We start from the raw sequence: 13,100 nt of genomic DNA on the forward strand, positions 1-13,100 counted from the left end.
CGTTGACGCCGCCCTTCAGGCGGTGACCCGGCCCTTCAGGCGGTGACTCGGCCCCACGCGGCAACGGCGTCGTCGAAGGCTCGGTCGAAGCGCGCCACCGGGTCGCCCGTCTGGTCACCCAGCAGGTACGCCGCGGTCGTGGCGCGGACTGCGCTGAGCGAGTCGACGTCGCGGGCGTCCCGGACCTGCTCGGCGATGTCGCTGCCGTCGCCGCTGAGGATGTAGGCACCGCCGGCCGAGGGGAACTCGAGCCGGAAGCGGTCGTCCGAAGCGGTGCCGAAGCGGGTCACGACGTACGGCTTGCCCGAGGCCAGGAAGTCCGTGATGACGCTCGAGATGTCACTGACCAGCAGGTCGGCGCGGTTGAAGGCCTGGTAGAGGCCTTCCGAGCCGGTGACGACCTCGTGCGGGGCCCCGGCGGCGGTCACCAGGTCCTTGAGCGCCTCGACCTCGTCGCCGAAGGCCGGGTCGTCGGTGCCGGTGCCGGGGTGCGGCTTGAACAGCACGCGGACGCCAGGCATGGCCAGCAGCGTCTCGAGGATGACCCGGCCCTGGCTGAGGATCGAGGAGTACTCCCACTGGGCGAAGAATCCCTCACGGGTGGGCGCGTAGAGCACGGTGTACTCCCAGGTGCTGTCGCCGTCGTCGCCGTGGTGGTCCTCGGCGAGGGGCGCGGCGACTCGGCGGATCTCCGCCAGCTGCGGACGCCCGATCTCCCGCACCTGCTCGTCCCGCACGCCGACGTCGGCCACTCGATACCGGTCGCGGGCAGCGGGCCCACTCACCCACGCCTCGTCGAAGATCCTCGTGAGGACCGTGGCGCTGCCGCCCTTGTCGCTGTCGCCGTGGCCGACGAAGACGTCGACGATGCCGGGCAGACGGAGCAGGTGGTTGTTCGTGGCGACGTTCGACGGGTAGAGGGCGATGCGCACGGACGATGGCACGACTCGCTCGATGTCACCTGGGCGGCTGACCATGATGACGGGGAGCGTCTCGGTCGCCACAAGGGGCTCGTTGTAGGGCTCTCGCACGATGATCACGACCTTGCGGTCGATGCGCTCGAGGGTCGGAACCCACACGTTCGCGATGTAGCCGACGGCTTCGGGACGGCTGTAGTAGAACACCGCCTCGGGTGCGGACTCGCGCAGTGCGGCGGCGAGCAGGTCGACCGTCTTCTCGTGGGGCGTGTCCCGGCGTGCCCGCAAGGCGTCGACCAGCGCGAACGACACGAACAGCCCGCAGATCAGGACGGCCACAGATGCGGCAACCCGCGTGGCGCCGGCAGGACCCCCAGCGAGCGGGACCAGTACCCCGACCACCAGGGCCAGGGTGGCCCCTGAGATCCAGCGCTGGGCCTCCGCGAGCAGGCGCGGTGCCAGGGGTGGATGTCGGACGACACCGGGCACGTCGAAGTTGCGCCAGGTGACGGGGGACAGGCGGTGGCCGACGGCATCGGCGACCAGCACCTGCATGGCGAGCCGTGCCAGCCAGGTCACGATGAGGGTGGTCGCGACGACCACGAAGCCTCCGTCGTCGCTGCGGAGCGCTGTCACGGCAAGCCCCCCGAGGAGCAGTCCACGCAGACCGGTGCGGACGGACAGGCCGGCGCCGAACCCCTCCAGCGCCTCCGCCACGTCGTCGCGCTCGCGCACCAGCATCTCGCCCGCGAGACCGACGAGCGTGCCTGCGGCGAACAGCGCCGCGGCGACGCGGGGGAAGGCCTCGGCGACCGGCAGGGCCAGCACGAGCAGGGCGAACCCTGTCCCGAGCATGCCGATGACTGGCAGGTACTTCCTCACGCGTCCTCCTCCTGCGCCGCGGCCTGGGCAGCAGCCACCGTCCGTGCGAGGGCCTCCTCGCTGCGCTGACAGGCGCGAGTCACCTCGTCGGTGAACCGGGCAATGGGATCGCTGACGGGGTCGCCGAGGAAGTACGTGGCGAGCTCGAGACGGCGCGGGCGCAGGCTGTCCGCCCCGGCGGCGTCCTCGATCGCGGCGACCACGGAGTTCGGGTCGAGGGTGACGACCCCGCCTCCAGCAGTGCTGGGGAACTCCCGGCGGAAGTCTGCCAGCGGGATGTTCTTCGGGTTGGTGACCAGGTAGGGCTTGCGCGACGCGAGGAAGTCGGCGACGACGCTGGAGATGTCGGCGATGAGCACGTCGGCGTCGTTGAAGGCCCGGTACAGGGCATCGGGTTCGGTTCCCACGACCTCGTGCGGACCCGCGCCGGACAGTCGGCGCTCGATGTCGGCGCGGGCCGTCGCGGCGGCGTCGAGTCGGGTGCCCGTCGCGGGATGGGCCTTGAACAGCACCCGGATGTCACGGTCGGACTGCAGCAGGGCATCGACCAGGGCCACGCCCATCGGCGCGACCGACGAGTAGTTGACTCCCTCGAAGTTGCCCTCCCACGTGGGGGCGTAGAGGACGGTGAGTGGGGAGGCGCCGCGGGCACCGTCAGGGACCGCCTGGATGCTGGCCAGCTGAGGTCGCCCGACGGTGACCAGCTGCTCGGCGCGGACGCCCTCGCCGCGCTGGAGGTATCGGTCGCGCGCTGCCGCACCCGCGACCCAGATCTCGTCGAAGACCCGGTGCAGCGGGCTGTAGGTCACCGACTTGTCGCCGTCGCCGTGGTTGATGAAGACGTGCCGCAGCCCCCGCAACCGGATCATGTGGTTGTTCTTGATGACGGTCGTCGGGTAGAGCGCCACCCGCATCGACGGCAGCTGGAAGGCTTCGACGTCCTGGGCCCGGGGCAGGACGAGGACGGGTGTGCGGGTCGGCAGCAGCGCATCGAGGTGAAGGCTCTCGCGGATGAAGATGACCGTCGGTTGCTCGATGCGGTCGATGGTCTCGAGCCACACGTTGAGCTGGTAGGTCGTGTCGGGGCCGCCGCTGAAGTAGACGACCACCTCGGGCGCCAGCTCCTGCAGGGCGGCGAAGACTCCTGACCGTTCCTGGGCCGGCGTGGCGAGCCGACCGACCAGGCGACGGCGCGCCAGCGCCCGCAGCACCACGAACCCCGCTCCCCCCACCACGAGCACGAAGGCTGCCCAGACGGGCCACGCCGCCCCGAGCGTCCACGACAGCCAGAGTCCGACGACGAGCGGCACGTCCACGTGGAGCGCGAACTGGGCACCTTCCACCGGCCCCAGGCTGGGCAGCGTGGGAGGCAGGATCTCGGGGCCGCTGTCGGCGCCGCCGACGTCCAGCCCGCGCCACCACACCCGACCGCGCCGGCGCCGCCGGTTGCGCGCCCCGATGATGCGGTATGCCGTGTGGGCGCCGTGGACGACCGCCACCCCTGCCAGCGCGACGGTCACCTCGAGGGCCGAGGGGCTGCGCACCATCGCCCAGCCGAGGAGCGCTGCGCCCTCCCGGAGCAGGTGCCGGTTGACGGGTGCCATCTCGCGGTCGTTGAACCACGTCACTGCGCGTTCGTCGACGCGGTAGAACGCGGCGTCGGCCAGGTAGTTGACGACCAGCGCGACCGCGAGCACCCAGCCCCACGCGAGGACTGCCGCCAGCACCATGACGACCGCGCTCAGCACCCAGGCGAGGCTGACCTGCACGTCGGGCCTGCGCAGGGCGGAGGTCGTGCGCGTCATGGTGTCCGTTCGTCGGGGCGGCTGGGCGGCTGGGCGGCTGGGCGTAGGGGGGCGCTGGATGGTGTCCCCAGCGCTGCGCCGAGGATACCGGGGTCGCAGGCCGTCTCTTCGAGGCGGCGTGACTGAAGGGGCCGCGCGGTGTGGCGTACCCTCGGTCGTCGGATCGCACGCGAGATGATGCGAACGAATCGTGCCGGCACCCCCGCATCCACGACAGGCAGGACACATGAGGATCATCACGCGCACCCAGGCGATCCTGGCCAGGCGCAGCGTGCTGTGGACCCTTGTCATCCGCGACCTGCGTGTGCGGTACTCGCGCAGCGTCCTGGGTTACCTCTGGACCATCCTCGATCCGCTGTTGATGTCGCTGATCTACTTCCTCGTCTTCGTCTACATCTTCAAGCGCAAGGACCTCGGTCACGAGCCGTACTTCCTCTTCCTGGTCGTCGGGCTCTTGTCGTGGCAGTGGTTCTCGGGCTCGCTCACGGACACGTCGCGCTCCCTCATCCAGGAGGCGAAGCTGGTGCGGTCCACCAACCTGCCGCGCGAGATGTGGGTGCTCCGCGTGGTGCTGTCCAAGGGGATCGAGTACCTGCTGTCCTTGCCGGTGCTGCTCTTCTTCCTCGTCGTGTACATGGTCAAGGGCGACGTCCACCTCAACGGCTGGCTGGCGCTGTTCCCGGTCGGCATCGTCATCCAGGCAGTGGCGCTCATCGGCATCGGCCTGATCCTGGCTCCGGTGACCGCCCTGGTGACCGATACCCAGCGCGTCATCCGCATCGTCATCCGGATGCTCTTCTACGCCACCCCCGTGATCTATGCCAGCCGCCTGGTGCCCAAGCCGTACGACATGATCACCTGGCTCAACCCCATGACCGGAATCCTGGAGATCATGCGGGCCGGTCTGTTCGCGCACGACAAGCACCCCATCGTGTGGGAAGCCGTCGGGGTGTCCGCGGTGATGTCGGTCATCCTCCTGTTCGTCGGGGTCTCGGTCTTCGGCCGACTCGAGCGCGCCGTCCTCAAGGAGATCTGATGGTTGATCCAGTGATCTCCGTGCACGACCTCGGAATCGAGTTCTACCGGTCCCGTCGGCGGCGGATGCAGCTGCGCGAGATGCTCTTCCACGGTCGCAGCGGAGCCGCCAAGGAAACCTTCTGGGCACTGCGCAACATCAGCTTCGACATCCAGGCCGGTGAGGCAGTGGGACTCGTGGGCGGCAATGGCGGCGGCAAGAGCACGTTGCTCAAGATGATCGCCGGTGTCCTGCTCCCTGACGAGGGTTCGGTCACCGTCCGTGGTGGTGTCGCGCCCCTGATCGAGCTGACGGGTGGCTTTGTGGGCGAGCTGTCCGCCCGCGACAACATCTACCTCACCGCTGGTCTGCACGGCCTGTCCAAGTCCGACGTCGAGGCACGCTTCGACGACATCGTCGACTTCGCCGGCCCTGAGGTGCGCGATGGCCTGGACACGCCGTACCGGCACTTCTCCTCGGGCATGAAGGTGCGCCTCGGGTTCGCCGTCGTCACGACCCTGGATGAACCCATCGTGCTGGTCGACGAGGTCCTCGCGGTGGGTGACCGGGCCTTTCGCGAGAAGTGCTACCAGCGCATGGAGTCGCTGCTGGCCGACGGTCGCACGCTGTTCCTCGTCTCCCACTCGGAGGGCGACCTCAAGCGGTTCAGCACCAGGGGCCTCTACCTCAAGCGCGGCGAGCTGCTCATGGACGGGCCGATGCTCGACGTGCTCGACCGCTACAACCACGACCTGGACGCCGGGGCGTGAGCCGTACCTCGCCTCCCTCGGTCGGCGACGACGCAGCCCGCAGCGTCCACGGTTACTCGGCCGGCGCCTTGGCTGTCCTCCTCGGTCCGGGGACTGGAGAAGGTGTCGCGGAAGTCTTTGCGGCACTGGGGATCTCGGCTCTGGTTCGGGTGGCGGAGGCCACCCTGGCAGCACAGTTCGAGACGCTGGCCGATGTGCTGGGACAGGCCGACGACGGGCCCGCCGTCATCGCGGCGGCCGACCTCGAGATCTCCTGGGTCGCGTTGCTCGACCTCCTCGACAGGCCCGGAGTGCACACGGCCGCACTGGTTGCCGACCCCCTTGCGCTCGTCGAGGGCGTCGACGTCGTGACCCCCGGCCGCGTCGGCCGCGACGGCAAGCTGGTCGAGTCTGTCGGCACGTCGTCGCACATCGCGGGCAACCCCACCTCCGCGCTTCCCGGAATCGTGCGCGTCGCGGCCGCCGACCGGTCACGGGCGGCTGCGCTGCTCCGGGACGCCGCACCGTCGGCCGAGCCGAGCTGGGGCGCAGACCGGGTTGCCGCGGTCACCCTCGTGCTCGTCCGCGGCGGCCTCGCCGTGCAGGCGGGTGCGCTGGGCCCCTTCGACTGGGCGCGCACCGGCGTGCGTGCGAACGGTGCAGCGGGCGACCCGTGGCGCCAGCGGCTGCGTGGTGCGTCTCGCGGTGGCGACGGCTTCTTCTCCACGTTCGCGGTGCGGCCGCTGTCCCGGCGCCTCACCGGGGTGGGCCTCGGCATGGGCTGGACACCCAACGTCGTCACGGTCGTGTCGCTGGCCTTCGGGATCCTCGCGGCGCTCCTCGTCGCCACCGGCGCCCGGTGGGCGTGGGCCCTTGCCGCGGTCCTGCTGCTGGTGGCCCTCGTGGTCGACTGTGTGGACGGTGAGATCGCCCGGTTCACGAGGCGGTTCAGCCCGCTGGGAGCCTTCCTCGATGCCGTCGGCGACAGGGTCAAGGAGTATGCCGTGCTGGCGGCGGTCGCGTCGGTCGCGGTGCGCCAAGGGGCAGATGGCTGGCCCGTTGCCCTGGCCGCGATGGCGGTGGTCACGCTCCGACACCTCGAGGACTACGCCTACGAGGACAGGCTTCGTGGTTCGCGGCGCAGCAGCGCAGATGTCCTCCCTGTCACGTCAGCCCACGACCTTTCGCCGCAGGGGGCGCGGACGACCTTCGCCGGGCCGCCCACGGGCCGCACGCAGGCGGTGCACTGGGCGAAGAAGGTCGTGCACATGCCGATTGCCGAGCGCTACCTCCTCATCTCCCTCACGTTGCTGACCGGCCGTCCGATGCTGGTGCTGTGGACGCTGCTCATCGCGGTCGGCCTCGCCGTCGCCTGGACCCAGGGTGGACGGCTCGCCGCCGTCCTCGCGCGCCGGGACCCGACCTGGTCGCTGGCCGAGCGGGCCACGGTGAGGGGTCGCCTCGACGAGCAGCTCGACCTCGGTCCGATCGCCGTCCTCCTGGGCAGGCTGTGGCGGGCCCCTTTCGCGGTGGGAGTGCTGGGTGCCACCGTCCTGGTCGTCGCGGTGCCGCTCCTGCTCTGGGCCGACAGGGTCGGCAGTGCGGCGACTGTGGCGCTCCTGGGCGGTGCCCTCGTGGCCTGTGGCTGGCAGCCGCCGGTCCACCACCCGTTGGCCTGGCAGGCACCAGCCGCACTGTGGGCGGCCGAGGTCCTGGTCGTCGGCGTGCTCGTGCACCACACGCTGGGCGAGCAGACCGCAGCCGCCTTCGCCTACCTCGCCGCGGTGGCCTACCACCGCTACGACGTGGTCTACCGGCTGCGTGACACCGGGACCGCCCCGGCTGGCTGGCTGGCGCGGGTCGGGCTGGGTACCGATGGCCGACTGGTCGTGCTGCTCGTGGTCGCCGCGGTTGCACCCGCAGTCGTGGTTCCGATGTTGTGGGTGGCGGCCGCGGCCCTCTTCGCCACCTACGTCACCGAGTCGTTCTTCGGCTGGCGTCGCTGGATCGGTGCCCAGGAAGATCCGCTGCGTGGTGGGATCCCGACATGAGCCAGCTCGCCCACGACCCCACGGACAACCGGCCGACGATGGCCGAGCTGCGTGCCGTGGCCCAGCCTCCGGAGCACATCGCGCGCTACAACGCGGAGCACTGGTCCGGCGCCCTGTACATCCGGCACCTCTCGATCTACGCCACCAGGGCGATGCTGCCGACCGGGATCACGCCGAACGGCGTCACCTGGCTGATGATCGTGGTGGGGGTGCTGGGCGCCCTGGCCCTGCCCCTGGGCGGACTGGTCGGGCCGCTGCTCTGCGTCCTCGCGATGCAGCTGCAGATCCTGCTCGACTGCAGCGACGGCGAGGTGGCTCGATGGCGACAGCGGTTCTCCCCAGCCGGGATCTACCTGGACCGGGTCGGGCACTACCTCACGGAGGCCTCGATCCCTGTCGCCCTGGGCCTGCGCGCCGACGGCTGGTCGCTGTCCGATCCGCTCGACGTCAGTGGCTGGACCGTCCTGGGTCTGCTCGTCGCGGTCCTCGTCCTGCTGAACAAGGCCTTCACCGATCTCGTGCACGTGGCCCGTGCCAAGACCGGCCGTCCCATGCTCGAGGACGTCGCCACCACGACCCGGTCCAAGGTCTCGGGTGTGGCTGCGGTCCGTCGTGCCCTGGGATACCTGCCGATCTTCCGCGCCTTCGTCGCGGTCGAGGCCTCGCTCCTGGCCCTCGTCGCCGGCCTCGTGGACGTCACGCGGGGTGATCTGGTCGGCACTCAGGTCCTGGTGGTCGTCATGGTTCCACTGGCGATCATCACGGCCGGGGGTCATCTCCTGGGAGTCCTCACCAGCTCGCGGCTCGACTGAGGTCTGCGGTGTCGCCATGAATTCGACTGGTACGCAAGGGGTTCAGGTGCTCCAGTGGGCCCAGGAGGACGGCGAGGTCGGTGGGGTGCTCACCAGCCACCGCCAGCTCTCGCGACAGCTGACCGCTGCCGGCCATCGGGTGCGCTACGTCGACACCGGGTCGGCGGCGCGTGCCGCGGCTGCCCTCCCGCACCTGTGGCGGCGACGTGCCCTGCACCTGTTCCACATCACCAGGCTGTGGCGCGCGATCGTCCTCGGACCGCTGTTCGCCGTGCTCCCGGGACGCACCGTGCTGGTGCTCCACTCCGGTTCGGTCGGCGGTCAGCTCGATGCCATGCGCCCCTCGGAGGCGCGGCTGCTGAGGCTCGTCCTGCGCGCCTACGACGAGATCTGGGCTGTCAACGACGAGATCGGCCGACGCCTTCCGGCGTCCCTGGCCCGTCGCGTCAGGGTGGTCGCACCGTTCGCCGCGGAGCAAGTGGCCGCCGGTGAGGGCGACGCGCAGGCCCCGGCTCGCGACCCCCACCTGCTCGCCGTGGCGACCAACGCCGGGCTTGCGCACTACCGTGCCGAGCTGGCCGTCGACGCCGTGGCGCTGGTCCGTGAGGTCTGGCCCGATGCCCGCCTCCGCGTCCTGGCCTACGGTCACGACGGGCCCGAGCTGGCTGCCCTGCGCGCCCGTCTCGTCGGGCGGCCCTGGGTCGAGCTGAGCTTCGACTCCTCGCCGGACGAGGTCCACGGGGTGCTGCGCCGCACGGGGGTGTTCCTGCGCCCGACAGCCTGGGACGGAGACTCGGTCGTCGTGCGAGAGGCCCTCGCGGCCGGCGCCCGAGTCGTCGCCACGGACTCCTCGCCCCGACCAGCCGGGGTGGAGCTGAGTGGCTCGGACGTGACGGAGGTTGCCGCGGCGGTGCTGCACGGAGGTCGGGTCAGCGACGGCGCCGGGCTGGCGGCCACGACACTGCTCGACGCCGCCCAGGGGGCGATGACGCGGTTGCGCGTTCGTCAGGCTTCGTCGGTCGGCTGACCGAGCGTGCCACGACCACCCTCGGGGGGCTGCGGGAAGTCCCGTTGGGTCTCGTCCAGGGCCAGGCGTCGTGCGAGCCGGGTGTAGCGCGACTCGAACTCACGGAACCGCAGGTACGTGGTCACGGTGAAGCTGAGGAAGGCGACGACGAGCGCGTAGAGCACCATGTCCGTGCCGCGTCCGACCCCCGCCACCCGGGCGATCTTGTTCCACAGGTCGGGGAACAGGATGGAGACGACGGCGAAGGCGGCGAAGAGCAGGAGCCCCAGTCGCCGCACGGCCTGGGCGCGGGCACCGCGCGAGCGGAACAGCCGCGCGGCCACCGCCAGGACCACGAGGATCAGCACGATCTGGATCAGCACGATCTTCATGTCAGAGGCTCCTGGTCGGCAGGCTCATCGGAGAATCAGCTCGGCGAGGATGTTCACGGCGTTCCACAGGGACTGCCCCTTGGCGCGGGAGTAGTCGGTGTAGAGGATGTGCACCGGGCTCTCGGCGTACCGCACGTCGAGGGCGCCGATCTGCTGGACCAGCTCCGAGGCGTGCGCCATGCGGTTCTGGGTGATCTCGATGCGCTCGACCACGTCGCGCGACAGGACGCGCAGGCCGTTGTGGGCATCCGTGAGTCGCGTGTGCGTGGTGAGGTTGGTGTAGCCCACCGCCATGCGCAGGACGAGCTTCTTCAGGGCGCCGGCATCGGTGCGGTTGTCGAGGAACCGCGACCCGAACACGACGTCGAGCCCTTCGCCGCGGGCCTTGTCGAGCATCTCCACCACGTCGGAGGTCTGGTGCTGCCCGTCGGCGTCGAAGGTGACCACCCAGCGCATGCCCGGGACGCTGCGCGCATACTCGAAGCCCGTCTGGAGGGCCGCTCCCTGACCGAGGTTGACGGGGTGTCGCACGACGACAGCCCCGGCCGCGGCGGCCTCCTGAGCACTGTTGTCCTTGGACCCGTCGTCGACGCACACGACGTTCGGAAAGGTCTCACGGGCATGACGGACCACGTCCCCGATGACCTGCGCCTCGTTGAAGAGGGGGACCACGAGCCAGACGTCATCATTCTCCATCGCAGCACAGCGTATCGGCTCGGCTGACCACTCGATCCAACGCCACGCTGCGCTGCCGCCGGTCCGGCGCGGGTGGCTGGCTGCGTGCCCTGGGCACCGTTGCCGATAGCCTCGTCGACATGGAGTCCCAGAACCATTTCTACGGTCACAGCGCGGGCCTGGCCGCCTACCTGAACCGTGCCCGGCCGAGCCACATCAACGGGCTGGTCCAGCATGGATGGACGGCCGTGTCGCCGGTCGGATCGCACTTCAGGGACTTCCCGAACCTGCACGGTGACGGTCGCCGCAAGCTTCTGGTCTGGTCCCACTCGTCACGAGCCTGGTCGCCTTCGGACGAGACCCATGAGACGACGGCCATCGGGGCGCAGTTCGCCTACCTCGCTGCCGCTGCGGGCCCGACACCGGAGCCGCGGCAGGAGCACGACCGCGTCGTGCTCATGCCCCTGCACGGCATTCAGACCCAGCGGGTCCGCGGCGACCACGCGGGCCTGGCACGGATGTGGCGCGAGAAGGAGGGGCCCGCGACGGCCTGCCTGTATGCCGCCGACGCACAGGACCCGGAGATCGTCTCCGCCTACCGGGCTGCGGGGCACCGCATCGTGATGCTCGGGGAACGTCTCGACCCTGCCTTCCTGTGGCGGGTGTGGACCATGCTCGGCCGAGCCGATCGGGTGGTCTCGAACCGACTCTCGACCCCTGTCCTGTATGCGGCTCACCTCGGTGCCGACATCGCGATCTATGGCGACGGGCTTCGGGTCGACGGCGAGCAGACGACGACGGCCAACGAGTACCGGCGGGTCTGGCCCGAGCTCTACGGAGAGCACCTGGACCGCGCTGCCGCCAAGGCACTGTCCGAGCTCGAGCTCGGAGTCCAGCACCTGAGGTCGCCGCAGGAGCTCGAGCACATCCTGGGATGGGATGGCTCCACCGCGGTGGCCGCAGTCGAGTACTGGACCACGTCTCCGGCGCAACGAGCCATCATCAACCTGCGCAGGCGCGCGGCGCCCGCGACGCCGGTGGCCGACACCCATGAGCCCATGCGCTTCAGCGCGTGGCTGCGGGCCGCCACCAGCTACCTGCCCGGACGCATGCCGACGTCGATCCCGGCTCCGGGGGAAACGCGCGAACCGATCACCGTCGCCTGACGACCTCCGCCCGGAACGGGCGCCTTCCGCCCATGACGCCGCGTCGCGTCCTGCCACCGGCGTGGCCAGGCACGCTCGCCCGAGCGTCAGGAGGTGAACGCGCGGCGGAAGACGAGCAGGCTGAGTCCCACCGTGCCGGCGGTGAGAACGAGCCGGGCGATCATGGCCGCGCCCGTGGTCGGCAGGACGGCGCCGAGCGCGCACAGGGCGAAACCGAGCAGAGTGGGAGTCACGAGCACCCGGTAGTGCCAGCGGGTGCTCGAGACCATCCGCGCCAGCACTCCCGTGCCGAGGGCCATGAGGGAGTAAGTGACCGGCATACCCACGCCGATCCCCGACAAGCCGAAGGCCTGGGCGCCCACCCAGGCGGCCAGGGTCCCCACGACGAGGCTGAACGGCGTCACGAAGGCCAAGCCGCCGATCCGACCGGAGACGAAGACCAGGTGCACGTTGCACAGGTAGGGAACCGAGAGAACCGTTCCCGCCGCCACCACGCCCACGGCGGCCGTCAGTGCTCCGGGGTCGTAGGAGGGCGGCGCGACCATCGCGAGGAGGAACGGTGCAGCGCATGCGACGAACCCCGCGGCCAGGGCGGTCAGGAAGGCGATGTTCTGGCCGGTGTGCTCGAGGACGTCTGCCCGGTCACTCTCCTGTGCCCGGTAGACGATGGGGGCCCAGGCGTTGTTGAGCGAAGCGGAGACGATGCCGGGCGCGGAACCGATGAGCACCGCCAGCTGCAGTCGACCCGCCTGCGTACTGTCGAACACGCGTCCCGCCACCAGCACGAGTGCGCCGCTGGCCAGGAAGATCGCGACCTGGTGCGGCACCGTGGGCAGTCCGATGCGCAGGGCTCGCCGGGTGTCACCCTTCTCGTGATGCAGGTGTCCGTCGCGGACAGCGATCGCGAGCCCGACCAGGCCCGACACCACGAGGCCCAAGGCCAGCCCCGTGATGTAGGCCTCCGCCGTCCGGGCGACCAGCCGCACCAGCAGCAGGCCGAGCACGGGCCCGCCCAGGGCACTCGTGAGGGACAAGGACACGAACAGGCCAGGGCGGTCGATGACGCGCAGATAGGACTGCACGTTGACCACCGTCGCGAAGCCCGCAGAGGCGGCCAGCGCGAGCGCCAGGACGGCCGGTTCCTGCAGGGCGAAGGCGTGGTGGGCCCAGGGGGCCGCGGCGGCCCCGATCCCGCAGAGGACCGCTGAGGCGAGGGCGCCCCTGAGCAGGAGGCTTCGCGCGCCTTCGATGCCGGTGCGCTCGAGTATGCCGTGCCTCATGATTGCGGCGGCGAGGCCGAGGCCGGCGACGATCATCCCCACCTGGATGATGACCAGTGCGGTGGCGACCGCACCGTAGGCCTGAGAGCCCACGCTGCGCGTGACGGCCGGAGTGACCACGGCATTGCTCAGGATCGGGGCCGCTGCGCCGACCGTGTAGATCAGTCCCCGGCCCAGAACGCTCCGCGACGCGTCGGCGCCGGGGGAGCGGATCTCTGCCTCCCCGGCCGGCTCAGACACGGTGGGACCCCCGTGGTGAGCTGGGCGTGGAAGGGGGGTGGCTCATCAGTGCTCCGGTTCGCATGGGCGTCGAGTCGAACTGCAGCCCTGGGCAGTCCAGCGCCGGCGCC

11 protein-coding genes are annotated in these 13,100 nt (G+C 70.5%); 6 read left to right on the plus strand and 5 right to left on the minus strand.

All coding sequences use genetic code 11. The features are described 5' to 3' along the window. Nucleotides 1-35 precede the first annotated feature (35 nt). Both AC1DWR_RS17930 and AC1DWR_RS17935 read right to left on the minus strand, forming a co-directional pair. Nucleotides 36-1,799, minus strand: a complete 1,764-nt coding sequence (locus AC1DWR_RS17930; RefSeq protein ID WP_477614958.1) for a CDP-glycerol glycerophosphotransferase family protein — start codon at nt 1,797-1,799, stop codon at nt 36-38. Continuing rightward, nucleotides 1,796-3,604 carry a CDP-glycerol glycerophosphotransferase family protein gene (locus AC1DWR_RS17935; protein ID WP_477614959.1) on the minus strand — a complete coding sequence of 603 codons (1,809 nt, stop codon included), beginning with the start codon at nt 3,602-3,604 and terminating at the stop codon, nt 1,796-1,798. Before AC1DWR_RS17935 ends, AC1DWR_RS17930 begins: the two co-directional genes overlap by 4 nt. Nucleotides 3,605-3,830: 226 nt before the next feature. Here AC1DWR_RS17935 and AC1DWR_RS17940 point away from each other — a divergent pair, with 226 nt between their 5' ends. Genes AC1DWR_RS17940 through AC1DWR_RS17960 form a run of 5 tightly spaced genes read left to right on the plus strand, consistent with a single transcriptional unit; the run spans nt 3,831 to nt 9,258 of the window. Continuing rightward, on the plus strand, nt 3,831-4,640 hold the full coding sequence (locus AC1DWR_RS17940) for an ABC transporter permease (RefSeq protein ID WP_477614960.1): 810 nt from the start codon (nt 3,831-3,833) through the stop codon (nt 4,638-4,640). Beyond that, nucleotides 4,640-5,389: an ABC transporter ATP-binding protein gene (locus tag AC1DWR_RS17945; protein ID WP_477614961.1), complete on the plus strand. Its 750-nt coding sequence runs from the start codon at nt 4,640-4,642 to the stop codon at nt 5,387-5,389. Before AC1DWR_RS17940 ends, AC1DWR_RS17945 begins: the two co-directional genes overlap by 1 nt. Next, a complete protein-coding gene (locus tag AC1DWR_RS17950; RefSeq protein WP_477614962.1) occupies nt 5,386-7,419 on the plus strand; it encodes a DUF5941 domain-containing protein in 2,034 nt (677 codons plus the stop codon). Before AC1DWR_RS17945 ends, AC1DWR_RS17950 begins: the two co-directional genes overlap by 4 nt. Next, entirely contained in the window at nt 7,416-8,231 is an 816-nt protein-coding gene (locus tag AC1DWR_RS17955; protein WP_477614963.1) for a CDP-alcohol phosphatidyltransferase family protein, read from the plus strand. Before AC1DWR_RS17950 ends, AC1DWR_RS17955 begins: the two co-directional genes overlap by 4 nt. Before the next feature lie 16 nt (nt 8,232-8,247). Next, nucleotides 8,248-9,258, plus strand: a complete 1,011-nt coding sequence (locus AC1DWR_RS17960; RefSeq protein WP_477614964.1) for a glycosyltransferase — start codon at nt 8,248-8,250, stop codon at nt 9,256-9,258. Here AC1DWR_RS17960 and AC1DWR_RS17965 read toward each other — a convergent pair. Then, nucleotides 9,237-9,629, minus strand: coding sequence for a DUF2304 family protein (locus tag AC1DWR_RS17965; protein WP_477614965.1), 393 nt, complete (start codon nt 9,627-9,629; stop codon nt 9,237-9,239). The two genes, AC1DWR_RS17960 and AC1DWR_RS17965, sit on opposite strands and share 22 nt — an antisense overlap. Before the next feature lie 24 nt (nt 9,630-9,653). Continuing rightward, nucleotides 9,654-10,325: a glycosyltransferase family 2 protein gene (locus AC1DWR_RS17970; protein ID WP_477614966.1), complete on the minus strand. Its 672-nt coding sequence runs from the start codon at nt 10,323-10,325 to the stop codon at nt 9,654-9,656. A gap of 119 nt (nt 10,326-10,444) precedes the next feature. On the opposite strand from AC1DWR_RS17970, the gene AC1DWR_RS17975 reads away from it, so the two are divergent. Then, nucleotides 10,445-11,470, plus strand: a complete 1,026-nt coding sequence (locus AC1DWR_RS17975) for a hypothetical protein (RefSeq protein WP_477614967.1) — start codon at nt 10,445-10,447, stop codon at nt 11,468-11,470. An 86-nt stretch (nt 11,471-11,556) separates the two neighbouring features. On the opposite strand, the gene AC1DWR_RS17980 is transcribed toward AC1DWR_RS17975, so the two are convergent. Continuing rightward, complete coding sequence (locus AC1DWR_RS17980; RefSeq protein WP_477614968.1) at nt 11,557-12,990, minus strand: lipopolysaccharide biosynthesis protein; 1,434 nt, start codon at nt 12,988-12,990, stop codon at nt 11,557-11,559. Nucleotides 12,991-13,100 lie beyond the last annotated feature (110 nt).

The organism is Pedococcus sp. P2_E2, assembly GCF_056403955.1.

Coding starts and splice junctions, on each gene's coding strand:
- AC1DWR_RS17935 (WP_477614959.1), bottom strand. CDS start 3,604: ATGACGCGCACGACCTCCGCCCTGCGCAGGCCCGACGTGCAGGTCAGC.
- AC1DWR_RS17940 (WP_477614960.1), top strand. CDS start 3,831: ATGAGGATCATCACGCGCACCCAGGCGATCCTGGCCAGGCGCAGCGTG.
- AC1DWR_RS17945 (WP_477614961.1), top strand. CDS start 4,640: ATGGTTGATCCAGTGATCTCCGTGCACGACCTCGGAATCGAGTTCTAC.
- AC1DWR_RS17955 (WP_477614963.1), top strand. CDS start 7,416: ATGAGCCAGCTCGCCCACGACCCCACGGACAACCGGCCGACGATGGCC.
- AC1DWR_RS17960 (WP_477614964.1), top strand. CDS start 8,248: ATGAATTCGACTGGTACGCAAGGGGTTCAGGTGCTCCAGTGGGCCCAG.
- AC1DWR_RS17965 (WP_477614965.1), bottom strand. CDS start 9,629: ATGAAGATCGTGCTGATCCAGATCGTGCTGATCCTCGTGGTCCTGGCG.
- AC1DWR_RS17970 (WP_477614966.1), bottom strand. CDS start 10,325: ATGGAGAATGATGACGTCTGGCTCGTGGTCCCCCTCTTCAACGAGGCG.
- AC1DWR_RS17975 (WP_477614967.1), top strand. CDS start 10,445: ATGGAGTCCCAGAACCATTTCTACGGTCACAGCGCGGGCCTGGCCGCC.